This is a genomic window from Plantibacter sp. CFBP 8798 (genome assembly GCF_014841195.1).
Lineage (GTDB): Bacteria > Actinomycetota > Actinomycetes > Actinomycetales > Microbacteriaceae > Plantibacter > Plantibacter auratus.
This window is the reverse complement of sequence record NZ_JACYTS010000004.1, coordinates 326,935-349,666: the sequence shown is the minus strand read 5'-3', so window position 1 is coordinate 349,666 and position 22,732 is coordinate 326,935. Positions and strand designations below refer to the sequence as shown.

At 69.6% G+C, this 22,732-nt stretch carries 20 protein-coding genes; 11 read left to right on the top strand and 9 right to left on the bottom strand.

All coding sequences use genetic code 11. From position 1 onward, the window contains the following. Positions 1 to 82 precede the first annotated feature (82 nt). Genes IFU30_RS19245 through IFU30_RS19235 form a run of 3 tightly spaced genes read left to right on the top strand, consistent with a single transcriptional unit; the run spans position 83 to position 3,688 of the window. Positions 83 to 1,312 carry an acyltransferase family protein gene (locus IFU30_RS19245; protein ID WP_192006785.1) on the top strand — a complete coding sequence of 410 codons (1,230 nt, stop codon included), beginning with the start codon at positions 83 to 85 and terminating at the stop codon, positions 1,310 to 1,312. Beyond that, positions 1,309 to 2,394 (top strand): NAD-dependent epimerase/dehydratase family protein, encoded by a 1,086-nt coding sequence (locus IFU30_RS19240; protein WP_192006784.1) that lies wholly within the window; start codon positions 1,309 to 1,311, stop codon positions 2,392 to 2,394. The genes IFU30_RS19245 and IFU30_RS19240 overlap by 4 nt, the downstream gene beginning before the upstream one ends. Before the next feature lie 4 nt (positions 2,395 to 2,398). After that, positions 2,399 to 3,688, top strand: coding sequence for a hypothetical protein (locus IFU30_RS19235; RefSeq protein WP_192006783.1), 1,290 nt, complete (start codon positions 2,399 to 2,401; stop codon positions 3,686 to 3,688). A gap of 39 nt (positions 3,689 to 3,727) precedes the next feature. Here the strand turns inward: IFU30_RS19235 and IFU30_RS19230 are convergent, their stop codons facing one another. The 4 genes from IFU30_RS19230 to IFU30_RS19215 form a co-directional block, all read right to left on the bottom strand. Then, positions 3,728 to 4,114, bottom strand: a complete 387-nt coding sequence (locus IFU30_RS19230) for a DUF2304 domain-containing protein (protein WP_342450899.1) — start codon at positions 4,112 to 4,114, stop codon at positions 3,728 to 3,730. Next, positions 4,111 to 4,848, bottom strand: coding sequence for a glycosyltransferase family 2 protein (locus IFU30_RS19225; protein ID WP_192006782.1), 738 nt, complete (start codon positions 4,846 to 4,848; stop codon positions 4,111 to 4,113). Before IFU30_RS19225 ends, IFU30_RS19230 begins: the two co-directional genes overlap by 4 nt. 49 nt (positions 4,849 to 4,897) lie before the next feature. Beyond that, positions 4,898 to 5,785, bottom strand: a complete 888-nt coding sequence (locus tag IFU30_RS19220) for a glycosyltransferase (RefSeq protein WP_192006780.1) — start codon at positions 5,783 to 5,785, stop codon at positions 4,898 to 4,900. A gap of 64 nt (positions 5,786 to 5,849) precedes the next feature. After that, complete coding sequence (locus IFU30_RS19215) at positions 5,850 to 6,962, bottom strand: glycosyltransferase (RefSeq protein WP_192006778.1); 1,113 nt, start codon at positions 6,960 to 6,962, stop codon at positions 5,850 to 5,852. A gap of 120 nt (positions 6,963 to 7,082) precedes the next feature. Between IFU30_RS19215 and gmd the strand changes: the two genes are divergently transcribed. The 5 genes from gmd to IFU30_RS19190 all read left to right on the top strand — a co-directional run bounded on the left by gmd (position 7,083) and on the right by IFU30_RS19190 (position 13,724). Next, a complete protein-coding gene (gmd, locus tag IFU30_RS19210; protein ID WP_197977662.1) occupies positions 7,083 to 8,132 on the top strand; it encodes a GDP-mannose 4,6-dehydratase in 1,050 nt (349 codons plus the stop codon). A 5-nt stretch (positions 8,133 to 8,137) separates the two neighbouring features. Continuing rightward, complete coding sequence (locus tag IFU30_RS19205; RefSeq protein WP_192006776.1) at positions 8,138 to 9,073, top strand: NAD-dependent epimerase/dehydratase family protein; 936 nt, start codon at positions 8,138 to 8,140, stop codon at positions 9,071 to 9,073. Continuing rightward, complete coding sequence (locus IFU30_RS19200) at positions 9,070 to 10,257, top strand: DegT/DnrJ/EryC1/StrS family aminotransferase (protein WP_192006774.1); 1,188 nt, start codon at positions 9,070 to 9,072, stop codon at positions 10,255 to 10,257. Before IFU30_RS19205 ends, IFU30_RS19200 begins: the two co-directional genes overlap by 4 nt. Before the next feature lie 123 nt (positions 10,258 to 10,380). Next, positions 10,381 to 11,208, top strand: coding sequence for an HAD family hydrolase (locus IFU30_RS19195; protein ID WP_192006872.1), 828 nt, complete (start codon positions 10,381 to 10,383; stop codon positions 11,206 to 11,208). Further along, a complete protein-coding gene (locus tag IFU30_RS19190) occupies positions 11,205 to 13,724 on the top strand; it encodes a glycoside hydrolase family 65 protein (protein WP_124769666.1) in 2,520 nt (839 codons plus the stop codon). The genes IFU30_RS19195 and IFU30_RS19190 overlap by 4 nt, the downstream gene beginning before the upstream one ends. A 109-nt stretch (positions 13,725 to 13,833) precedes the next feature. Here the strand turns inward: IFU30_RS19190 and IFU30_RS19185 are convergent, their stop codons facing one another. Further along, complete coding sequence (locus IFU30_RS19185; protein WP_192006772.1) at positions 13,834 to 14,928, bottom strand: glycosyltransferase family 4 protein; 1,095 nt, start codon at positions 14,926 to 14,928, stop codon at positions 13,834 to 13,836. Positions 14,929 to 15,001: 73 nt separating this feature from the next. On the opposite strand from IFU30_RS19185, the gene IFU30_RS19180 reads away from it, so the two are divergent. Continuing rightward, entirely contained in the window at positions 15,002 to 15,991 is a 990-nt protein-coding gene (locus tag IFU30_RS19180; protein WP_192006770.1) for a glycosyltransferase family 2 protein, read from the top strand. On the opposite strand, the gene IFU30_RS19175 is transcribed toward IFU30_RS19180, so the two are convergent. Next, on the bottom strand, positions 15,988 to 17,268 hold the full coding sequence (locus IFU30_RS19175) for a lipopolysaccharide biosynthesis protein (RefSeq protein WP_192006768.1): 1,281 nt from the start codon (positions 17,266 to 17,268) through the stop codon (positions 15,988 to 15,990). The two genes, IFU30_RS19180 and IFU30_RS19175, sit on opposite strands and share 4 nt — an antisense overlap. A 102-nt stretch (positions 17,269 to 17,370) precedes the next feature. Next, positions 17,371 to 18,216 (bottom strand): glycosyltransferase, encoded by an 846-nt coding sequence (locus IFU30_RS19170; RefSeq protein WP_192006766.1) that lies wholly within the window; start codon positions 18,214 to 18,216, stop codon positions 17,371 to 17,373. A gap of 120 nt (positions 18,217 to 18,336) precedes the next feature. Between IFU30_RS19170 and IFU30_RS19165 the strand changes: the two genes are divergently transcribed. Together IFU30_RS19165 and IFU30_RS19160 are read left to right on the top strand one after the other, a co-directional pair. Next, positions 18,337 to 19,401, top strand: coding sequence for a glycosyltransferase family 4 protein (locus tag IFU30_RS19165; protein WP_192006764.1), 1,065 nt, complete (start codon positions 18,337 to 18,339; stop codon positions 19,399 to 19,401). Further along, positions 19,401 to 20,513, top strand: coding sequence for a glycosyltransferase family 4 protein (locus tag IFU30_RS19160; protein ID WP_124769660.1), 1,113 nt, complete (start codon positions 19,401 to 19,403; stop codon positions 20,511 to 20,513). Before IFU30_RS19165 ends, IFU30_RS19160 begins: the two co-directional genes overlap by 1 nt. Here IFU30_RS19160 and IFU30_RS19155 read toward each other — a convergent pair. Then, positions 20,399 to 21,736 carry a hypothetical protein gene (locus tag IFU30_RS19155; RefSeq protein WP_124769659.1) on the bottom strand — a complete coding sequence of 446 codons (1,338 nt, stop codon included), beginning with the start codon at positions 21,734 to 21,736 and terminating at the stop codon, positions 20,399 to 20,401. The two genes, IFU30_RS19160 and IFU30_RS19155, sit on opposite strands and share 115 nt — an antisense overlap. Continuing rightward, positions 21,733 to 22,653, bottom strand: a complete 921-nt coding sequence (locus tag IFU30_RS19150; RefSeq protein WP_124769658.1) for a polysaccharide pyruvyl transferase family protein — start codon at positions 22,651 to 22,653, stop codon at positions 21,733 to 21,735. The genes IFU30_RS19155 and IFU30_RS19150 overlap by 4 nt, the downstream gene beginning before the upstream one ends. Positions 22,654 to 22,732: the final 79 nt, after the last annotated feature.

The following is a 22,732-nucleotide window of genomic DNA, read 5'->3' as shown; positions in this document are numbered from 1 at the left end:
CTGGCGCGTGCGTGGAACGCCGGGTAACCCGACAGGAGCGCGGTATTCTGGGGCGACCCTCCCGCACGACCGATCGGACCGCATGACGTCGACGACGAACGTACCGTTCGATCAGCCGGCCCAGGCTCGCGGACGACGCGGCCCGCGGGTCTCGTTGAGCGACGGACTCGCCGGCCACCGCAACTCGCTCGGCATCATCCGCCTGGTGCTCGCGTCCGCCGTCATCTTCTCCCACGCCTTCCCGACCGGGGGCTGGGGTGAGGACCCGTTGCTGCACCTCAGCCGAGGTCAGGACACCATCGGCGGCATCGCGGTCGCGGGGTTCTTCGCGGTCAGTGGCTACCTGATCGCCAAGAGCGGCGCGTCCGCAGACATCGTGCAGTTCCTGTGGCGTCGTGCGCTGCGGATCTTCCCCGCGTTCTGGACGGTCCTGATCGTCGGCGCCGTCGTCATCGGACCCGTCGTCTGGGTGCTGAGCGGCAACACGCTCCAGTCCTACGTCGGCGGGCAACCGATCAGCTACATCGTCCTCAACGCCGATCTGGTCATGCGGCAGTACGGGATCTACGACATCTTCGCGCAGACGACACCGTACGGGCAGTCGCTGGGCGGTCAGAGCGTGTTCAACGGTTCCCTGTGGACGCTCGTCTACGAGTGGTCCTGCTATCTGCTCATCGCGATCCTGCTCGTCACCGGTGCACTCCGTCGGGCGAAGTGGGTCGTACCCGCGCTCGCAGGCGTCTTCTACCTCCTCTTGATCGCCCACACGCTGTTCCCGCTCGGCGTTCAGGTGTACCTGCCCTACTTCTCCGATCGGTTCAAGGTCACCCTGACCCTCGTCTTCCTCATCGGGTCGACGCTGGCCATGTACTCGCGGAGGATTCCGCTGAACGACTGGATCGGTGCGGCGTGCGGCGTCGTGATGGTCGTCACCCTGTTCACCGGCGGATGGTTCTTCCTGGGGTATCCGGCCTACGCGTACTTCGTCCTCTGGCTCGCGGCCCGGCTGCCCAAGCGCGTCCAGTGGATCGGCGCGAAGAACGACTACTCCTACGGCATGTACGTCTACGGTTTCCTCGTGCAGCAGTTCACCGCGTTCCTCGGCTGGCATCTGCTCGGCTACTGGGCGTGGGTCGCGCTCACGATCGTCGTCACCGCAGGGTGCGCCTGGTTGAGCTGGCACCTCGTGGAGAAGCGGGCGATGGCGTTGAAGGACCGCGGGCCGGGACGAGGCATCGCCTTCCTCTCGTCGCGGGCTCGTCCAGTACCATCGAATGTCGACTCGCCTACAGCTAAGGACACCGCTTCGTGACTGCATCAACCCTCGGGACCGTTCTCGTGACGGGAGGCGCCGGCTTCATCGGCTGCGCGCTCTCGCACAAGCTGGCTGCGGCCGCGGAGCGGTGGGTCGTCATCGACAAGCTGCACCCGCAGGTGCACCCGAGCGCCGAGCGCCCGGCAGACCTCCACGAGGCGGCTGAACTCGTCGTCGGCGACGTCACGGACGCCGCGGCGTGGGACGCGCTCCTCGCCGACGTCCGGCCCGACGTCATCGTGCACCTTGCCGCTGAGACCGGGACGGCGCAGTCGCTCCACGCGGCGACGAGTCACGCCGAGGCGAACGTGGTCGGCACGACGGAGATGCTGGACGCCCTGGGGCGCGCCGGGCAGGTCCCCGGGCACTTCGTCCTGTCGTCGAGTCGCGCGGTCTACGGCGAGGGGCAGTGGCAGCGGGAGGACGGCACCGTCTTCGAGCCAGGACAGCGTTCGCACGCCCAGTTCGAGCGGGGCGAGTGGGACTTCCCGGCGGCGAAGCCGTTGCCGAGCCGTGCCGCGGTGACGATGCCGGCGCCCACGAGCGTCTACGGAGCGACCAAGCTCGCGCAGGAGCACATCCTGTCGGCATGGACGGCCGCCCACGACGCGAAGCTGACGGTCCTGCGACTGCAGAACGTGTACGGTCCCGGCCAGTCGCTCATCAACTCCTACACGGGCATCGTATCCCTGTTCTCCCAGCTCTCGATGGACGGCGGCACCATCCAGGTCTACGAAGACGGCCGGATCGTCCGTGACTTCGTGTTCATCGACGACATCGCCGAGTCCTTCCGAGCCGTCATCACGGCCGGGCCCTCGGCGGACGTTTCGCGGTTCGACATCGGGTCCGGTGTCGGCACCACGATCCTCGAGCTGGCCCAGGCGATCGCCGCCTACCACGACGCTCCGGCTCCGGTGGTCAACGGCATGTACCGCGACGGCGACGTCCGGCACGCCGAGTGCAGCATCGAGGACTCGCTCGCGGGTCTCGACTGGGCCCCCGCCTGGGACGTCACCCGAGGCGTCGCCGCACTGCAGGAGTGGATCGCCGCCCAGCGTGGTGCCGACGTCCAGGAATAGGGACGTGCCTCCCGAGGTCGCGCGTCGCGGGCCGAACGGCGCCGTCCTGATCCTGCTGGCCACCGCCGTCGGTGGGGGAGCGGGGTACCTGCTCCAGATCGTCACCGGGGTGGCGCTCGGGACCGCCGCCTACGCCTCGTTCGCGGTCTTCTGGTCGGCGCTCTACCTCCTCGTCAGCGCGTTGTCGGGCGCGCAGCAGGAGATCGCCCGCGCGACGCACCCGGTCGACCGATCCGGGGCGGCGCCCGGCGAGACCCGACGAGTCCCGGTGGTGCGGAACTTCACCCTTGTGGCGGTGGTCGGGGTGGCGGCGATCCTCGCCGGTTCGGCCTGGATCTGGGTCGGCGCGGTGTTCCCCGTCGACGGTTGGGCGCTCGTGCCACCGCTCATCCTCGGCGTCTCCGCCTACCTGGTGGTGGCAGCCGTCTCGGGCGTGCTGTACGGGCTGTCGTTCTGGGCCGCAGCGGCCGCGATGACCGTCATCGACGGCGTCCTCCGGTTCGCCCTCGTCGGCGGCCTGCTCCTGGTCACGACCGACACCGCCGTCCTCGCCTGGGGCGTCGCCGTGCCGTTCGCCGTCACCCCGGTCGTCCTCTGGCTGTTCATCCGCCGCGGGGTCGTCGGGCGGTTCGCCGTCGACGTCGGTCCGCGGGAACTCAGCTGGAACGTGCTGCGCACCGTCGTCGCGGCCGCGGCGACCGGTGTCATGGTCAGCGGTCTCCCGCTGATGATCCAGGCCACGGGCGACACCGTGTCGCCGGACGCGTTCGGCTCGCTGACGTACGCGATCACCCTCACCCGCGCACCGATCGTCATCGTCGTCCTCGCGTTGCAGAGCTATCTCGTGGTGGTGTTCCGATCCCATGCCGACGCGGTCCTCGGCTGGGTCGCCAGACTCTCCGCGCTGGTCCTCGTCGGTGCAGGACTGCTCGCGCTCCTCGCCTGGTGGCTCGGCCCCTGGGCGCTCTCGGTCCTCTTCGGACGCTCCGACGTTCTGGCGGGCGGCACGATCGGCCTGCTCGTCGCGACCGCCGGCCTCGTCGGCGTGCTCTGCGTGACCGGTGCCGCGACCCTGTCCCGCGCGCAGCACGGAGCGTTCGCCGGCGGCTGGATCCTCGCCGCCGTCGTGACGGTGGGGATGCTGCTCCTTCCCCTCGGCCTGCACGAGCGGACGATCCTGGCGCTGACCGTCGGCCCGGTCGCGGGACTCCTGCTGCAGGGCGCGGCTCTGTTCCGCCAGCCGAGAGCGGACGTCGCCGGAGCGGACGCCCCGCCGGTACCGCCGACGGCCTGAGCGATCGGCCGCACGACGAGGATCGGTGCCGGCCCGGCCTCAGGAGGAGCGGTCGCCTCGATGTGTGTCGGCCAGCCGCTGCTCCAGTGCGCGGATGCGCAGGTCCTGCAGCGCGACCTCTTCGGCGAGGGTGCGGCTGCGGTTCTCGAGTGTCGTGAGCTCCGAGCTGTGCTGGATGCTCACGAGGAAGAGGATGAGGATGCTGACGAAGAAGACCAGGTTCGTCGGGATCTCGACGCCGATCACGCCGGCGGCCCAGACGAGGACCTGCGGGAAGACGCCGATGACGAGTGCCAGCAGGCCGGCGATCAGCCACCAGATCGCGTGGCGCTCGCGGAGCTGGCGCCGGCGGAGCATCTCGACGACGAGGCCGAGCGTGAACAGGGCCGCGACGATGCCGAGGATGTAGGTGCCGATGGGGATCACGCCGTCACCACCCCTTCGTGGAGCGCGACGGGTGGTCGGATCAGCGCGAAGACGAGCGCGAGGCCGGCCCGGGCGAGGTAGCGGGCAGCCTTGAACGGATTGTGCGAAGGAGTACCGCCGGCGCGTGGACGCATCGCGACGGGCACCTGCCGGATGACGCAGCCGGCGCGCGCGGCGATGACGAGCGACTCGATCGTGTCACCGAGGTACTCGGCCGGGTAGTGCTCGGCGAAGAGGCGCACCGCGCGAGGACCCGTGGCACGGAATCCGCTGGTCGTGTCGGTGAGCTTCGTCCTCGCAACGCCGCTCAGGACGCCGGACAGCACGACCATCGCCCACCTCCGGGGACCCCGGACCTCGTAATCGCCCTCGCCCGCGAAGCGTGCGCCGAGCACGAGGTCGGCGGACTGCAGCTCTTCGACGAGCCGGACGACACCGGCGGGGTCGTGCTGACCGTCCGAGTCGACTTGCACGACGTTGCGGTATCCGTGGGCGAGCGCGTACTTGAACCCTGCACGCATCGCGCCGCCGACCCCGAGGTTGAACGGCAGCTCGGCGACGATCGCTCCGGCTGCACGCGCCTCGGTGGCGGTCGCATCGGTTGAGCCGTCGTTGACGACGAGCACCGCCACACCGGGCAGCTTCTCCTGGACCTCGCGGACGACCGCAGCCACGGAGGCTTCTTCGTTGAGTGCTGGCATGACGATGAGGGTGCCGGCGAGGGAGGTCGTCATGTGCGGAATCCTAGCAATCGGAGGGCGGAGCGCTCGGGAGGTGGGGTGGTCAGACCCTGGCGAACACGTGCTCGAGCAGGGCACGACGCCCTGCGGCGTTGCGGGACCGCAACGCTGCAGGCAGCTCGCTGAGCGCGTTGGCACGCGACGTCCAGTGGTTCGCGGCGGCTCGCGCCGCGCGATTCCACCCCATCGCCGTGAGATCCCGTCGCGCCTCGGCGAACAGCGTCCGTTCCTGCCGGAACTTCGATCCGTCCGGCCCGGTGACCGCGGACACGCTCTGGGAGTGCCTGCGGTAGGCGAAGCAGATCTCGTCGTCGAGGACGAGGCTCCCGCCGTCCTTCGTGATCTCGAGGAGCATCGCGAGATCCTGCACGACGTCGAGGTCGAGCCGGAACTGGTGCTTGCGGAGCGCCTCGACCCGCCAGACGAGCGACGGGAAGTAGGTCCAGTTGCCGCGGAGCAGGCTCGTGGCGAGCTGCTCACCCCGGTATTCGCGAGCCCCTGTCCCGGAGAACCGGTACTTCGCCTTGATCCGATCGGCGAGTGGACTGGACGGCGTGCCGTGCTCGTCGATGACGGACACGCCGGGCTGGATGATCGAGGCGTCGGGGTGGCCGGCGACGAGTTCACGCACGCGACGGACGTAGTTCGGCAGCATCACGTCGTCGCAACCCATGATGACGGAGAACTCGCCGGTCATGAGGGACACGCACTTGCGGTAGTTCTTCGACGGCCGCAGGTTCACCTCGTTCCGGAGGTAGGTGATGCGCGGGTCGCCGAGGGCGACGGCCCACTCACCCGGAGCGAGATCCGGGTAGACGTCGTCGACGATCGTCAGCGTCCAATCGGAGTCGGACTGCGCGAGCACACTCTCCACCGCCGCCTGGAAGTGGTCGAAGCGGCCGTAGAAGGGCATCATGATGTCGAGCGTCACCCGGCTACGCTAGCAAGCTTCGTCCGGCTGCCGAGATCGCCGGGCCGCGAGGGCCCGATCGGGTTCACCGGGGTCGCGACGCCGTCGGGTCGAGCGTGGCACGGAACACGTCGAGCGTGCGCTCGGCGGTCGACGCCCAGCTGAAGGCGGCGGCTCTCGCCCGTCCGCGCTCGGTGAGGCGCGTCACCTCGGCGGTGTCGGTCGCCAGGGTGCGGAGACCGGATGCGATCGAGGCGAGGTCGTGGGGGTCGACGAACAACGCCGCATCACCGCAGACCTCCCGATGGACGTCGATGTCGCTCACGAGCACCGGAACGCCGCTGAGCATGGCCTCGAGCGGCGGCAGGCTGAAGCCTTCGGCGAACGAGGGCACGGCCAGGGCGGTCGTCGTGCGATAGAGCTCACCCAGCTCCTCCGGGGACAACCAGGACCGAAGCTCCACGAACCGCTCCAGGCCGAGTTCGGCCACGACGGCGCGCAGCGGATCGTCGAGCCCGTGGCTGCCGGTCACGACGAGTCGGGGGCGGACGCGTTCCTCGACGAGGGCGAGCGCTCGGATGAGGCCGTCGTAGTTCTTGTGCGGGCGGCGGTTGCCCGTGGCGAGGATGAAGGGGTCGTCGCGATCCGGCTCTCGGGTTGCCGTCCACGGAGCTGACGCGGCCAGGGGGATGACGTCGACCGCCTCGGGCGACGTCCCGAGGTACTTGACGATCTCCGCCTTCGAGACCTCGCTGATCGTGATGATGCGGGAGGCCGCCCGAGCGACCTGACGTTCCATCCATTTCACCGGCCCCGTGTAGAACGGTGTCGACATGAGCTCCGGGTGGCTCCAGTACAGCAGGTCGTGCATGGTGACCACGAGCGGGAGCGCGGTGCGTGCCGGTCCGAGCGTCGCAGGTGCGTGGATGATGTCCGCGCGGTTCCGTTTCGCGATCCCGGCGATGCGCCAGAGCTCCCCGGCCGCCCAGGCGAAGCGGTGCTCGCCGCTGATCCCGGTGGCGATGACCTCGCCCGGGAACCAGGAGAGATCCCCCTGCATCGCCTCCGTGCTGGCGAGACCGACGAGGTCGAACTCAGCCGCCTGCGGACCGACGGCGCGGTAGAGCTCGCGGGTGTAGGTCTCCATGCCGCCCTTCGTCCCGGTGAACGACAGGAGATCGACGGCAAGCAGGGGCACGAGAGCCGAGCATAGCGGGGGCCGAGGGTCACTCGGGTAAGCTCGGGCGGGTCGATGTGCCTCAGCAGAGGAACGAACCATTCACCGAGGATCAGCGCGAAGCGATCCGGAGCGGACCCCATGACGGAGCAGCACCCCGTGACCCAGACCCCCATCAAGAAAGCCGTCATCACCGGTATCACCGGTCAGGACGGCAGCTACCTCGCCGAGCTCCTCCTCGCGAAGGGCTACGAGGTGCACGGCTTCATCCGCCGCGCGTCGACCTTCAACACCGGGCGGATCGACCACATCTACGACCCCGAGGCGACCCACGACGGTTCGCCCAGGCTCCAGCTGCACTTCGCCGACCTGGCCGACGGCTCGCGCCTGGCGACGCTGCTCGCGGAGATCCAGCCCGACGAGGTCTACAACCTCGCCGCGCAGTCGCACGTGCGGGTCAGCTTCGACGAGCCGGAGTACACGGGCGACACGACCGGCATCGGGACGGTCCGGTTGCTCGAGGCCATCCGCCAGATCGGTCTGCACTGCCGCTTCTACCAGGCCTCGAGCTCCGAGATGTTCGGTGCGACGCCGCCGCCGCAGAACGAGGAGACCCCCTTCTACCCGCGTTCGCCCTACGGCGTCGCGAAGGTCTACTCCTACTGGATCACCCGGAACTACCGCGAGGCCTACGGCATGTTCGCGGTCAACGGCATCCTGTTCAACCACGAGTCGCCGCGACGGGGTGGCACCTTCGTGACCCGCAAGATCACGCGCGCCGCTGCGCGGATCGCCGCCGGTCGGCAGGACTTCCTCTACATGGGCAACCTCGACGCCGTCCGCGACTGGGGCTACGCGCCCGACTACGTCGAGGGCATGTGGCGGATGCTGCAGGCCGACGAGCCGACCGACTTCGTGCTCGCCACCAACACGGCGTACACGGTCAAGGACTTCCTGCAGTTCTCCTTCGAGCGGCTCGACCTCGACTGGGAGCAGTACGTCAAGTTCGACGAGCGCTACCTCCGCCCCACCGAGGTCGACGCGCTGATCGGCGACTACGCGAAGGCCGAGTCCGTCCTCGGCTGGACGCCGAAGGTGCTCCCGCCGAGGCTCGCGCAGATCATGGTCGACTCCGACGTCGCCGAGCTCGAGGCGTCGGGCAAGCCCTACATCGACACCGCGGAGGTCTAAGCGCGGTGCGCGTCCTCCTCACCGGTGGTGCCGGCATGCTCGGTTCGAGCATCGCCGAGGTCTGGCCCACGCTCCGCGCCGCCGACGAATTGATCGTGGCGACGCGCGCGGACGCCGACCTCACCGATCGCGCCGCCGTCGCGGCCCTCATCGGTCGGACGGCGCCGGACGCGATCGTGCACACCGCAGCGAAGGTCGCCGGCATCCAGGCGAAGCTGCAGCGCCCCACCGACTTCCTGCTCGACAACCTCCTGATCGACACCTCGGTCATCCGAGGCGCGATCGACGCCGGTGTCCCCGAGCTGCTCTACGTGTCGAGCGCGGCGATCTACCCCGAGGGGCTCCCACAGCCGATCGGTGAGGGCGCGCTCCTCAGCGGCACGCTGGAGGGCGCGAACGAGGGATATGCACTCGCGAAGATCGCCGGAACGAAGCTCTGCGAGTACGCCAGTCGTCAGTATGGCTTGGCCTATCGCGCTGCAGTGCCGTCGAACCTCTACGGCCCGGGCGACGACTACACCCACGGTCAGGCGCACCTCATCGCCGCGGCGCTCGGCAAGGTCCATGCCGCAGTGACCGGCGGCTCCGACGAGGTCGAGGTCTGGGGCGACGGCACCGCCCGACGGGAGTTCACCTACACGCCCGACCTCGCGGCGTGGCTCGTCATACAGCTCGGCTCGCTCGACGCCTGGCCCGTCACGCTCAACCTCGGGCCGGGTGTCGACCACAGCATCACCGAGTACTACGAAGCAGCCGGTCGCGCCGCCGGCTTCACCGGTCGTTTCCGGTACGACGCCACCAAGCCCTCCGGCGTGCACCAGCGCCTGCTCGATTCGGCCGCCGCCCGCGCGCTCGGCTGGAACCCCACCACCCCGCTCGCGGCCGGCGTCGCCGCGAGCTACCACGCCTACCTCGCAGCTCAGGAGCCACAGACAGCATGACCGACGACACCTTCGACTCCGGTTTCCCCCTCGCCACGTCCTCCTGGGATGCCGCGGAATACGCCGCCATCCAGCGCGTCGTCGACAGCGGCCGCTTCACCATGGGGCCGCTCGTCGCGCAGTTCGAGCGCGACTTCGCCAGCGCGTTCGGCGCCAATTTCGGCGTCATGGTCAACTCGGGCTCCAGCGCGAACCTGCTCGCGATCGCGGCGGCCGTCCTCGACGACCGGGTCGACCTGCAGGCCGGTGACGAGGTCCTGGTGCCCGCCGTCTCCTGGGCCACCACCTACTATCCGCTCCAGCAGTACGGCCTCATCCCGAGCTTCGTCGACATCGACGTCGACACGCTCAACCTGGACCTGTCGCTCGCCGAGGCCGCCATCACCCCTCGCACCAAGGCGATCTTCGCGGTCAACCTCCTCGGCAACCCGAACGACTTCGCGGCGCTCACGGCACTCGCCGAACGTCACGGTCTCCTCCTGCTGGAGGACAACTGCGAGTCGCTCGGCGCGAAGGACGACGGTCGGTTCGCCGGAACGGTCGGAGCGATGGGCACGTTCAGCGCCTTCTTCTCCCACCACATCTCGACGATGGAGGGCGGGATGATCCTGACGGACGACGAGGCCACGGCGCAGATGCTCATCTCGCTGCGGGCCCACGGCTGGACGCGCGGACTCCCCGAGCAGAACGCCGTGCACGACAAGTCGGGCGACGAGTGGGACGACCTCTTCCGCTTCGTCCTTCCCGGCTACAACGTCCGTCCGCTCGAGATGTCCGGCGCGATCGGCATCGAGCAGATCCAGAAGGTCCCATCGCTCATCGCCGGTCGTCGGGAGAACGCCGCGTACTGGACGGAACGCTTCGCCGACCTCGACTCCGTGCGCATCCAGCGCGAGCAGGGCGAGAGCAGCTGGTTCGGCTTCTCCCTCGTGCTCGAGGGCGCGCTCGCCGGCCGACGCAAGGAGGTCGTGCGGGCGTTCGCTGCCGAGGGGATCGAATCACGGCCCATCGTGGCGGGCAACTTCACGAAGAACCCGGTCATGAAGTACCTCGACGCGAAGGTCCCGGCTGAACTCCCCGCCGCCGACAAGATCCACGAGGACGGGCTCTTCGTGGGCAACCACCACTTCCCGGTCCACGCCGGTATCGACCGCGTGTACGACGTGGTGGCCAAACTCTCCTAGGCTGGGTCTGCGCGGTCGCCCCACCGGTCCGCAGCAGCTTCCGCCCCACTGTCCACCTCTTCCCCCGACCGACGAGGACCGTGCACCGTGAACCAGCCGATCAACGCGCCATCGAACGACGTCCTGAGCCTCCCCGAGGCGGCCTCGCGCCTCCTCGGATGCAAGGCGGTGCTGTTCGACCTCGACGGCGTCATCACCCCGACCGCAGAGATCCACATGCATGCCTGGGCGAAGCTCTTCACCGACGAGCTCGTCGCCCGCGGGATCACTGAGCCGTACACCGACGCCGACTACTTCCAGTACATCGACGGCAAGCCGCGGTACGACGGGGTGCGCGCGATGCTCGCGTCGCGTGGCATCACGCTTCCCGAGGGCTCGCCGTCCGACGCCCCCGAGCTCGAGACCGTGTGTGGCCTCGGCAACCGGAAGAACTCGGTCTTCTCGGCCGTCCTGGAAGCCGACGGCATCGCAGCGTACCCGGGATCGTTGACCTTCCTCGACACCGTCGAGCAGGCAGGCCTCCAGGTCGCCGTGGTGTCCAGTTCCAAGAACGCCGAGGTCGTCCTCCGAGCGGCAGGACTCCGTGAGCGGTTCCCGGTCGTGATGGACGGCGTCGTCGCCGCGCGCGAGGGGATCGCCGGCAAGCCCGCTCCGGACACCTACGTCGAGGCCGGTCGTCTGCTCGGTTACGCGCCGTCTGAATGCGTCGTCGTCGAGGACGCGCACTCCGGGGTCGAGGCCGGTCGACGTGGCGACTTCGGCCTCGTACTCGGCGTCGACCGCGGCATCGGGCACCAGGCGCTCATCGATGCGGGAGCCGACGTCGTGGTCGACGACCTCGCCGACCTCGTCGAACCGCTGCGGTCGACCTCGCGAACAGCCGGGCCGGACGATCCGGCCGACTCCCACACCCCCACGGCACCCCACGACTCCTCCGAGGACCAGGCATGAACCACATCACCAGCGACCCGCTTGACCGTCACCGGTTCCCGCTCGACGACTGGGCGCTCGTCGAGACCCACGTCGACGCGGACGACGAGGGCACGACCGAGACCCTGTTCGCGCTCGGCAACGGCTACCTCGGGTTCCGCGGCAATGTCGAGGAGGGCCGCGACGGCCACGTCCACGGCACGTTCATCAACGGGTTCCACGAGACCTGGCCGATCCGTCACGCCGAGGAGGCGTTCGGCTTCGCGCGCGTCGGTCAGACGATCGTCAACGCGCCCGACACGAAGGTCGTCCGCCTCTACGTCGACGACGAGCCGTTGATCCTCAACGACGCCGACCTCCTGAGCTTCGAGCGTCGCCTCGACTTCAAAACCGGTGTCCTCAGCCGTGAACTCGAATGGCGGACGCCCTCGGGCAAGCGGGTCCACATCCGCTCCCGTCGCATGGTGTCCTTCACCGACCGCCATCTCGCGGTCCTCGACTACGAGGTCACGTTGCTCGATGCGGACGCGTCGCTCGTGCTCTCCAGTCAGATCATCAACCGGCAGGACCGTCAGGACGACTACCTCACGAACGCACCCGAGCCGGGGATGGGCGACCCGCGCAAGGCGGAGTCCCTCACCGAGCGAGTGCTGCAGCCGCGGTTCAAACTCATCGACGGTCCGCGCGCCATGCTCGGCTACCAGACGACGAACTCCGGGATGACGATCGTGGCCGGCGCCGACCACATGATCGAGACCGAGAACGAGTACGAGGTCTCGACGCACATCGAGGCCGACCTGGCGAAGCACGTGTACACGATCCGCGGCCGCGCGGGCGTGCCCACGAAGCTCACCAAGATCATCAGCTACCACACCTCCAACGCCGTCCCTCCGAAAGAACTCGCCGACCGTTGTGCCCGCACGCTCGACCGTTCCGCGGAGAACGGCATCGAATCGGCGATCCGCAACCAGGAGCTGTGGCTCGAGGACTTCTGGGCGCGCTCCGACGTCGAGGTCCACGGACAGCCGGCAATCCAGCAGGCGACGCGCTGGAACCTCTTCCAGCTGGCGCAGGCGTCCGCACGCACGGACGGTGGCGGTGTCGCGGCGAAGGGCGTGTCCGGCTCCGGGTACGGCGGCCACTACTTCTGGGACACCGAGGTCTACGTCCTCCCGTTCCTCAGCTACACGGCGCCGCTCGTCGCGCGGAACGCCCTCCGGTTCCGTCAGAACATGCTCGACGCCGCCCGCTCCCGCGCGACCGAGCTCAACCAGCACGGCGCCCTGTTCCCGTGGCGCACGATCAACGGGCTCGAGTCGTCCGCGTACTACGCGGCCGGCACGGCGCAGTACCACATCGACGCCGACATCTCCTATGCGCTGCGGCAGTACGTCGCGGCGACGGGGGATGAGGACTTCCTCGCCCGCGGAGCCGTCGACATCTTCGTCGAGACGGCGCGCATGTGGGCCGACCTGGGCTTCTGGCGCGCGAACGGCAAGGACTCGTTCCACATCTACGGGGTCACGGGGCCCGACGAGTACACGACCGTCGTGAACGACAACCTCTACACGAACGTCATGGCGCGGGCCAACCTGCTGTCGGCCGTCGAGGCCGTCGAGCGCCTCCGCGAGGACGATCCGGCCTCCTTCGAACGCCTGGTCACGCGGCTGTCGCTCGACGACGCCGAGGTCCGTGAGTGGCAGCGCGCCGCCGAGCACATGCACATCCCCTTCGACAAGCGGCTCGGCATCCACCCGCAGGACGCCCAGTTCCTCGAGAAGGAGCTGTGGGACCTCGACCACACCCCTCCCGAGCACCTCCCGCTGCTCCTGCACTTCCACCCGCTCGTCATCTACCGGTTCCAGGTGCTCAAGCAGGCGGACGTCGTGCTCGCGCTGCTCCTGCAGGGCGACCACTTCACCGACGAGGAGAAGCTCGCCGACTTCGACTACTACGACCCGCTGACGACGGGCGACTCGACCCTGTCGGCGGTCGTGCAGTCGATCATCGCCGCCGAGGTCGGGTACCAGCGGCTCGCACTCAAGTACTTCTGGTCGGCGCTGTTCGTCGACCTCGCCAACCTGCACCGCAACACCCCGGACGGTGTGCACGTCGCCTCCACCGGTGGGGTGTGGAGCGCGCTCGTGCTCGGCTTCGCCGGGATGCGCGACCACGGCGGCGTGATCTCCTTCTCGCCGCGACTGCCGGTCGACTGGCAGGGCATCACCTTCCGGCTCACCGTCAAGGGCACGCGGGTGCGCATCTCCGTCCGGCGCACCGAGATGCGGTTCACCGTCGAGGAGGGCGATTCCGCCTCCTTCGTCGTCGGCGGCGGCAACGTCCTCGTCGAGGCCGGCACGACGGTCACCGTTCCGCTCGACAACCAGGGTCCGCACCTCGTCGGCGAGCCGAGCGCGAGCGACATCGAGGGCAGCCGCCGTGCCGACGGCTCGCTCATCACCGTGTCGATGCCGACCATCGCGCTCGGGCCGGCAGACACCGAGTCGATCCCGATCATCCAGCCCCAGTCGGAGTAGGCGACTCCCGTCGTCCACTGACCCGCTCGACCGACCGTCGAGTGGGTCAGTCGACGACGGTCGGCTCCGGGCTCGGTTCCTGGCCGCTGGGACCGGGGACGGCGCCGCGCTAGACGGTCAGTGCCCGCCGGAACGTCTCGAGCGTCTGGGTCGCCGTGCGCTCCCAGGAGAACCGCTCCGCCTGTTCAAGACCGGCCGCGGCCAGTCGTCGCATCTCATCGGGCCGGGTCACGGCGGTGCGCATGACCGACGCGATGCTGTCGAGTGACGTGGGGTCCAGGTAGAGGGCCGCGTCGCCGCACACCTCGTGGTAGACGGGGATGTCGCTCATCATAACGGGGAGGCCGACCATCATGGATTCGAGCGCCGGGAGGCTGAAGCCGTCGACGAAGGACGGCATCGCCATGATCGTCGCCCGGCGGTAGAGCTCTCCGAGCTCCTCGCTCGTGAGCCAGCCCTTGAGCTCGACCCAGTCCTGCATGCCGGTCTCCTCGACGACCGCCTGCAGGGGATCCTCTCCGTGGCTGCCGGTGATCACGAGCCGCGGGCGTTCGTGCTCGGCCAGCAACGGCAGGGCGCGGATGAGGCTCGCCCAGTTCTTGTGCGGGCGGCGGTTTCCGGTCGCGAGGACGAACGGATGCTCCTGATCCGGGTCGCGGTCGCCGTCGATCGTCGGCATGGTGCCGGCCAGGGGCACGAGGTCGATCCGGGCCCGCGGGACGTGCAGGTACTTCTCGATCTCGGCACGTGAGACCTCGCTGATGGTGAGGACCCTGGTGGCGTTCCTGGAGGTGAGGCGCTCCATGAGCTTTACGGGAGCGGTGTACAGCGGCGTCGTCATGAGCTCCGGATTGCTCCAGTACAGCATGTCGTGCATGGTGACGACCGACGGCATCGACGAGCGCGCCGGCCCGAGCGTGGCGGGGGAGTGGATGAGATCCGCTCCGTGTCGCTTCGCCTGGCGGGCCACCTGGAACAGCTCGCCGTAGGCCCAGATGAACCGGTTCTCGCCGCTGATCCCGGTGTCCACCATCTCGCCGGGGAACCAGGAGCGGTCGAGCCGGTATCCCTCTCGGCTGGCGAGTCCGACGAACTCGAACTCGCTGCCCTGGCGGCCGATCTCCCGATAGAGCTCGCGGGCGTAGGTCTCCATGCCGCCCTTCGTCCCGGTGTAGGAGAGGAGGTCGACGGCTACGCGGGGCATAAGGCCCGAGGATACCAGCGGGACGGTGGGGATAGGCTGGTGGGCGGTCCGGCGAGCGGTGAGGAGCGGGTCAATGCCAGCAGCACCAGTCGATGCACGGGTCTCCGTCGCCCTCTGCACCTACAACGGTGAGGCGTTCCTCGGCGAGCAGCTGGCGAGCATCGCCCGACAGACCGTGCTGCCCGGCGAGATCGTGATCAGCGACGACGGGTCGACCGACGGGACGTCGGCCATCGTCGAGCGCTTCGCCGAGGCGTCGCCGATCCCGGTCCGCTTCCTGCGGAACCCGACCGCGCTCGGCGTGACGCGCAACTTCGAGAGCGCCATCCGTGCGACCGTCGGGGAACTGGTCGTCCTGTCCGATCAGGACGACGTATGGCGGCCCGACCGCGTCGAGCGTGCCCTTGCCGCCTTCGACGCGCGTCCGGAGCTCCAACTGGTGTGCTCGGACGCCAGGCTCGTCGGAGCCGACGGTACCCCGCTCGGCACCACCCTGTTCGCCTCGCTGTCGATCGGGCCGGTCGAGCGCGACCGTATCCGCGCGGGCGACGCGTTCGGCGTGCTCTTGCGTCGCAACCTCGTCACTGGCGCGACCGCGATGTTCCGACGTGCGGTCTTCGACGCGGCAGCGCCGTTCCCCGCTCCGTGGGTGCACGACGAGTGGTTGGCGATCGTGGCCGCAGCACGAGGACCGATCGAGTTCCTGGACGAACCGCTCGTCGACTACCGGCAGCACGGCGCGAACCAGATCGGGATCGTCGAGCCGACGCTGGCGTACAAGATCTCGAGACTGATGCAGCCGGGGCGCCAGCGCAACCGCGACATCGCAGATCGCGTCGCCGGTCTCGCTTCCTGGCTCGACGATGCCCGTGAGCCCGCGCCGCGCGCCGATCCCTCGTCCGTCGTCGCCAAAGCGGCCTTCGAGCGGTTCCGGGCCGATCTCGCTCCGGCCCGGTGGCGACGGATCCTCCCCGTCATGCTGCGTGCTCCCCGCGGCGAGTACCAGCGGTATGCGAGCCAGGGGGCGCTGGACATCGTCAGGGATCTGCTGCAGCCGGCCTAGCCTCGCGTCACCTGCCATACGGCCGCGCCGACCACGACGACGCCGAGGGCGAGGAGGCCGCCCCGCCACGGGGCTCGGTGGCGCGCGGCGAGGAGGAGCAGCGCCATCACGGCGAGTTCCCGGGCGTTCACGAGCCAGGCCGCGAGCTGCAGGTCGTGGAGGGCGACGATGCCGACCGGGAGGGACAGCAGCACGCCGACCGCTTTGATCGGACTCGCCCAGCGCATCCGGCTCTCGGCCTGGAGGACCGCCGTGACCGACCAGGCGACGACCGAGGGAGCGACCGACAGGGCGAGGACCGGCACGAGTGCGAGGGCGGGGTCCCAGTCGTCTGCGAGGACGGGGTCCACGACCAGCTCAGCCCCGATGCTCGTCGCCACGGCGGCCACGACCGCCAGGGCCAGCGATCGTCGGAGCGAAGCCTCCGTGACCGCGACGATCTCGGACCCCCGGCCGTCGCGTGCCGCTTCGGCGAGGACCGGCCGGAGGACGTTGATCGTGGCCAGCGCCGCCGCATCGCCGATGCTCCGTGACAGCGACATGGCGAACGCGTACTGGCCGAGGCGTGCCCCGCCGGCGAGAGCCCCGATCGAGAGGCGATCGGTCTGCCCCTGTCCCCAACCGAGGAGCGAGAACAGCGCCGTGTGCAGGTAGTCGCCGAGGACGTTCACGGTCGGTTCGCGGGAACGCGCATCGGTGGTGGACGCGCGGGGGAGCCGCGCAGCACGTCGCCGGTTGAGCAGGGCGAACCCCGCCTCCGCGAGCATCGCCTGCAGGGCGCTGGCTAGCAGCGATCCCGTCGCCAGGAGGGTCGGCACGCTGCAGAGCAGGGAGGCTGTCGACGACCACGCCTGATGCGATGCGATCTCCTTCCACCTCCGGGCTCGCTGCAGGCGGACCAGGGCGTCGATGCCCACGGCCGAAGCCGCCGGGACGAGGACGAACGGCGCGAGGGCGATCGCCTGCCATCGGTCCTCCGCGTGATGGGTCAGGAGCAGGGCTCCGACGGTCACGGCGAGCGTGGCGCCTCCGATCAGCGCGGACCAGACCCGGAACCGGAGGACGAACCGGTCCCCGGCCTCGGTGCCTCCGTGGACGACGGCGGTCTGCCGGGCGGCCGTGTCGCCGACGGTCTGGACGAGCGTGAGGGCGAGGACCATCCACGTGTACATGCCGACGAGGGACGGCGTGAGGCGGGCGGCCAGGACGAGCATGACGAGCGCCGACGCCACCCGGGGAAGGATCCGCTCGACGATCGCCCAAGCGAGGTGGATCATCGTCCGCTCACCCGCACGGTGGTCGATCCGCGTCTCGGTCGGTGAGCGTTGTCGTGGCGTCGGCGGGACCCTCGTCGTCGTCGGATGCCACGATCGTCGTGATCACAGGTACCACGTCCTCGATTGCAGGCTCTCGAATGCGCGCCCTGCCCTCGACGAGAGCCGCTCGACACCACGTCGACGGCGCGTGCCGTCGCGGCTCGGGCTGATGACCTGGAGCGCTCCGACGACGAGGACGATGGGGAGCTCCCAGCCGAAGGACCTCGGCATGCCCAGCCCACGGTGTCGTCGGAACAACCGCACCGTTCCCCGGCCGTAGCCGAAGAACTGCCGAGCCACGGCTCGAAGGTCACCGCGAAGTCGGTACTCGACCACGGCCTCAGGGACCGCGGTGGTCGGGTGACCAGCCGCCGCCGCCCGCCAGAAGAAGTCCGTCTCGTCGCCGCCGCCGAGCAGGGTCTCGTCGAATCCACCGAGCCGGTCGAACACCCGTCGTTGAAACCCACAGTTCGCTCCCGGCGGCCATGGATGGAAGCCGTGCACGGTGCTGACGGCCTCCTGTCTTCCCGCAGGTGTGCCGTCCGGGAGGGTCCGCTCGAGCGCGCCGCCGACGCAGTCCGCACCGACTTCCAGCGCGCGCCGGTGAGCCTCGATCCAGCCGGCCTGGACGACGTCGTCGGCATCGCAGAGGAGCACCGCTGAACCCCGTGATGCCCGGATGCCGGTGTTGCGAGCGTGGTTGATACCCGGCCTGCCGCTCGCGTCGACGAGGCGAACGCGCCCGTCCTTCTCACTGAACCGGCGGACGAGTGCTGCGGTGCCGTCGACGGAGCCGTTGTCGGCGACGATGATCTCGATGTCGACGGACGAGCCTTGGGCGAGCAGGGCTTCGAGTTGCGTGGCGAGGGTCTCCGAGCCGTTTCGGCAGGGAATGACGATCGAGTACACGGTCCTCCGGATCTGGCATGGGCGAGGTGACCAACTTTGCCGTCGTCTAACATACAACATATGAGATATGAGCCTGATCGTCGTCGTCCACCCGCTCCTCCCGTTCGACGAGCGGCAGACATGACGACCGTGCTCCATGTCACCGATTGCTACGCGGGTGGGATCCCCGTGGCGATCGAGGCCTACGTGCGGAATTCACCGCCGGGCGTCGAACATCACCTGCTCGCGCAGATCCCGGACGGCGCCCCGGTCGACGACACGCTGTCCGACTGCTTCGCGTCCGTGACCGCGCTCGAGCGGCGACGGCTCGCTGCCGTGCGAGCGATCCGCCGGGTGCGCCGTCGTACCGGAGCGGATATCGTGCACGCCCACTCGAGTTTCGCCGGCGCGTACGCGCGGGTCGCCCTGCGGAGTTCGCCGCGGACCCGCATCGTCTACACCCCGCACTGTTACGCGTTCGAGCGCGCCGACCTCTCCGTCTGGAGCCGCCGCATGTTCCGGGCCGTCGAGTGGCTGCTCTCGTTCAACGTCGAGACCATCGCTGCTTGTTCCGAGGGCGAGGCCGAAGCCGCGGAACGTCGCGGGCCCCTCCGGCCGCGCGTCGTCCACGTGCCGAACGTGGTCGCGGTTCCGCTGCCCGATGACCGCCGAGACGACCCGGGTCAGCACCGGCCGCTGCGGGTCGCGAGTCTCGGACGCATTGCTCCCCAGAAGGATCCGATGCGGTTCGCCGAAGCCATCGCGTCGATCCGGGCGAGCGGGGTCGAGGTGGCTCCCGTGTGGATGGGCGGCGGCCGCGTCGAGGACGTCACCCGGCTGGAGAGGGCTGGCGTCGACGTCACCGGATGGATCCCGCACGCCGAGGTGGGCTCGCGCCTCGTCCAGAGCGACGTCTACCTCCACACCGCTGCGTGGGAGGGCTTTCCCCTCGCCGTTCTGGAAGCCGTGCAGGCCGGCGTGCCGACGCTCGTCCGGCCGATCGCCGCGTTCGGAGTGGTCCCGGACGCCCTCACCCTCGAGGGCGGGCTCGAGGCGATGGTCGCCAGTCGGCTGGCCGGACCACAGGCGTTCGCCGCCTGGGCTGAGCGGAACGTCTCCCGCTGGTCGGAACGCCTCAAGGATCACACCCCGGCCCGCCAACGCGCGGCCCTCGCCGAGGCGTACCGGATACCGCAGGTGGCCTGATGCGGGTCGCTGTCGTGCAGTGGGGCCGCACCGGTGCGGGCCCGCTCTTCGCCCAGGAACTGGCTCAGGCGCTGCAGGAGGACGGCTGCGATGTCGTCGTGTCCTATTCCCTCGACGCCGAGGTGGCCGACCGGTTCGTGGCACTCGGTGTGCCGTCCTTCACGATCCGCACGTATCGCGACAAGCGCGGCGCGGTGCTCGGTCTCCCGCGTCTGCTCGGGGCGGCGTTCCGGCTCGACCGGTTCCTCCGGCGGCATCGCATCGACGTCGTCGTCATCGCCATGGAGCAGCTCTGGCAGGGGGCGGTCGCGCCCGTGTTCCGCTTCGGCGGTCGTCGGAGTCTGCTCTGCGTCCATGACGCGACGATGCACCCCGGGGACTTCTCGCGGCTCGAGCACCTCCTGCGTCGTGCCGAGCGTCGGGCGGCGGACGGAGCGATCGTGTTCTCCGCCCCGGTCGCCGCCGCACTCACGTCCCGTGGTGAGTTCCGCGCGGACCGCGTCCACGAGACCGTCCACGCCGCGTACCGGGTCGACGCGGGCCGTGCCGTGGTCCGGTCGACGTACCGGGAGGGTGTTCCGGTCGTCGGATGCTTCGGTCGGCTTTCGGCGTACAAGGGGCTCGGTCTGGGGGTGGAAGCGATCACCGAATTGCGCCGCCGCGGGATTCGGGTCCGGTTGCGGGTCGTCGGGTCCGGGACCGACGACGCCCTCGGCCTCCTCCGACACGAGGACGACGAGCTCGAGAACCGCTGGGTCGGCCAGGAGGAGATCGCGCAGGTGGTCGGCGGGTTCGACATCGCCCTCCTGCCGTACACCGAGGCCAGCCAGTCCGGGGTGCTCGCCTACGCGATGGCGCTCGGGGTGCCCTCCGTCGTGACGCCGGTCGGCGGCCTCGCCGAGCAGGCGATCGCGTCAGGATCGGGCATCGTGGCCACGGCGGTGACGTCGACCGCGCTCGCCGACGCGTTGGAGGAGATCCTCGCCGACGCCGATCGTTACCAGGCGCTCTCCGCGGCCGGTGTGCTCGCTGCAGCGGGTCCGTTCTCCTGGGCGCGCGTCGCGGCCGACGTGCGCGTCGCGGCAGCATCCGTCGTGTCCACGGGTCGCTGACCCCCTCGGGATGCGGCGGATGGCGGCCCCCACCGGGCTGAGGCTCCCGCCGCTCCGGGCCGCAGGCTCAGGAGGAGGCACACGGCGACGATCAGCATCGGTGTGAGATGCCGGAGGAACGAGCCGTAGTCCGGCTCGAAGATCGACTGCACGATCAGGAACGCGAGGATCGCCGCGAACAACCGGTTCTGGAACGCCGTGAGGACCGACGAGCCGCAGGGTGCTCGGAACCTCGCCGACCCGATCGCGGCGATGAGTGATCCCCAGATGGCGAGCAGGACGAGCGCCACGACGAGGTAGATCGCCCCGCCGCGGAGCATCAGGGGGATCGGGATGATGAACGAGGCGAAGGTGAGGACACTGTTGACGAACCCGGACACGGGGCCGGCACCGGGGAAGAACTGCACGATCAGGGTGTTGACCGATTCCGCGGAGCGGTGCTCGTTCACCGTCAGGCGGTAATGGTCGAGGTCGACACCGACGATCAGCGGGAAGACGACGGAGAGCCCGGCGTAGAGCACGAGGACGACCGCCACGGTGGCCGTCCAGCCGCGCCGCGCCCGCAGCGCGAGACGGAGCGCGAGGTAGAGGCCGGCCACGAGGAACCAGTACGTGCGGAAGCCCTGGGCGTACAGCAGCATCGCGACCACCGGCACCAGCTCGGCCGACAGACCTCGTCCGCGGTGGGCGATGAGGGCGAGTACCGCGCCCACGGTCAGCAGGTCCTTCGTGTACGCGCCGTGGTAGACGGCGGCGAGCGCGACGCAGCTGATGATGATGGCCCAGTCCACCCACTCGGCCGTCGTCGTCCGAGTGCGTGAGATCGCCACCGTCAGGACGAGCAGGTAGCTCGCGACACCGACGAGGGCGGCGAGCGTCGGCAGCTCGGCCAGGCCCATCCAGCGGTAGACCGCGGCGATGAGCTGGAACGACGAGTCGGCCTCGGTGAACGTCCCCCGGTTCACGCTGATGATCGTGCCCTCGTCGTTCGCGAAGTGCCCGGGCAGTCCTGGTTGGTCGGCTGCCACCCATGCGAGCGCGAGGAGCGAGGCGATCATGAGGAGCGAACCGCCGACGAGCGGGCGGTCACGTTCCCGCCCGCCGATAACGGGCGTCCGTCGCGTCAGCTGCCGGCGCCGCACGGCACGGTGGGCGCCGGCCTCCGCGCGGGCTCTGGCCGCGTCCCGCCGCGTCAGGTGCGCGGAAGGCTGCCCGGAGGTCACGGACGGATCGTGTGCTCGAAGCGCAACCTCGGCTGGAGGTCACCGAACCAGGTCTCCGCGTAGTTCGACAGCTTGCGGTTGTTGTTGTCGAGCGCGACGACCCGGCGGCCCATCTGCAGCCCGATGAGCATGGCGTGGAGGCGATCGGTGACGACCACCTCGCCGCGGCCGATCAGCCGGACGGCGGCGTCGAATCGACGTTCGGCTCGCCGCATCCACGCGGCATGGTCGCGCTCCATGAGGGGTTTCAACACCGGGTGCTTCGCCGCCCGCCAGCCGAGCCACTCGTGCGCCCGGAGGTCCAACGGGTCGGCCGGCCAGTCGGCGCTCTCGGAGCCCACGAGCCCACCCGCGCTCTCGCCGTCGGTCCGGGCGATGACGATGCGCCGCTGGGTCGGTTCGGGGGCGCTGATCGGGCCGAGGAGGTGCACCGCGTCCGGCGAGAGGCTGAGGTCGTCGACCTCGTCGCGGAGGAGGTCGTAGGAGGTCTGGTCGCGGACGGCGACCCGCAGCTTGGGCCGGGCGGCGAACCGTCGGGAGAACGCCCGGCGGTCTGCATCCGCGGGGAACACGACCGACTGCGGTGCCTGGATGAGCAACGTGTCGACCGGGAGACGCTCTGCGAGTTCGTAGCGAGCCTCGCTCAGCACCGGGTAGAGGCCTCCGAGATTGCCGCCGCCCTGGATGAGGACCGGGATCGACGAGTCCCGGACCCGCTCCGGCATGCTGCCGGCGCTCGAGGTGGTGCGGACCGCGATGTCGTGTGCGCGCCAGAACCTGGCCTGTCCGAGCGCGATGGCCGAGTCGCCCGAGTTCCGGTGATCGGGGAACTGTGTGTAGTGGAGTTCGGTGACACCGCGATGCAGCTCGACGAAGGAGGCTTCGGTGCGCTGTCGCATGGTCTCGAGGTAGGGCATGGGTACTCCGTCCGGATCGACACCGAGCGCTGTGCTGGAATCGGATACTTCAGTTGGTCAAATACATTATGCTCGATTG

What these genes read in the sequence shown, in the direction of transcription:
- IFU30_RS19160 (WP_124769660.1), top strand. Translation starts at nt 19,401, where the DNA reads ATGCGGGTCGCTGTCGTGCAGTGGGGCCGCACCGGTGCGGGCCCGCTC.
- IFU30_RS19190 (WP_124769666.1), top strand. Translation starts at nt 11,205, where the DNA reads ATGAACCACATCACCAGCGACCCGCTTGACCGTCACCGGTTCCCGCTC.
- IFU30_RS19150 (WP_124769658.1), bottom strand. Translation starts at nt 22,653, where the DNA reads ATGCCCTACCTCGAGACCATGCGACAGCGCACCGAAGCCTCCTTCGTC.
- gmd (WP_197977662.1), top strand. Translation starts at nt 7,083, where the DNA reads ATGACGGAGCAGCACCCCGTGACCCAGACCCCCATCAAGAAAGCCGTC.
- IFU30_RS19225 (WP_192006782.1), bottom strand. Translation starts at nt 4,848, where the DNA reads ATGACGACCTCCCTCGCCGGCACCCTCATCGTCATGCCAGCACTCAAC.
- IFU30_RS19185 (WP_192006772.1), bottom strand. Translation starts at nt 14,928, where the DNA reads ATGCCCCGCGTAGCCGTCGACCTCCTCTCCTACACCGGGACGAAGGGC.
- IFU30_RS19200 (WP_192006774.1), top strand. Translation starts at nt 9,070, where the DNA reads ATGACCGACGACACCTTCGACTCCGGTTTCCCCCTCGCCACGTCCTCC.
- IFU30_RS19175 (WP_192006768.1), bottom strand. Translation starts at nt 17,268, where the DNA reads ATGATCCACCTCGCTTGGGCGATCGTCGAGCGGATCCTTCCCCGGGTG.
- IFU30_RS19180 (WP_192006770.1), top strand. Translation starts at nt 15,002, where the DNA reads ATGCCAGCAGCACCAGTCGATGCACGGGTCTCCGTCGCCCTCTGCACC.
- IFU30_RS19245 (WP_192006785.1), top strand. Translation starts at nt 83, where the DNA reads ATGACGTCGACGACGAACGTACCGTTCGATCAGCCGGCCCAGGCTCGC.
- IFU30_RS19165 (WP_192006764.1), top strand. Translation starts at nt 18,337, where the DNA reads ATGACGACCGTGCTCCATGTCACCGATTGCTACGCGGGTGGGATCCCC.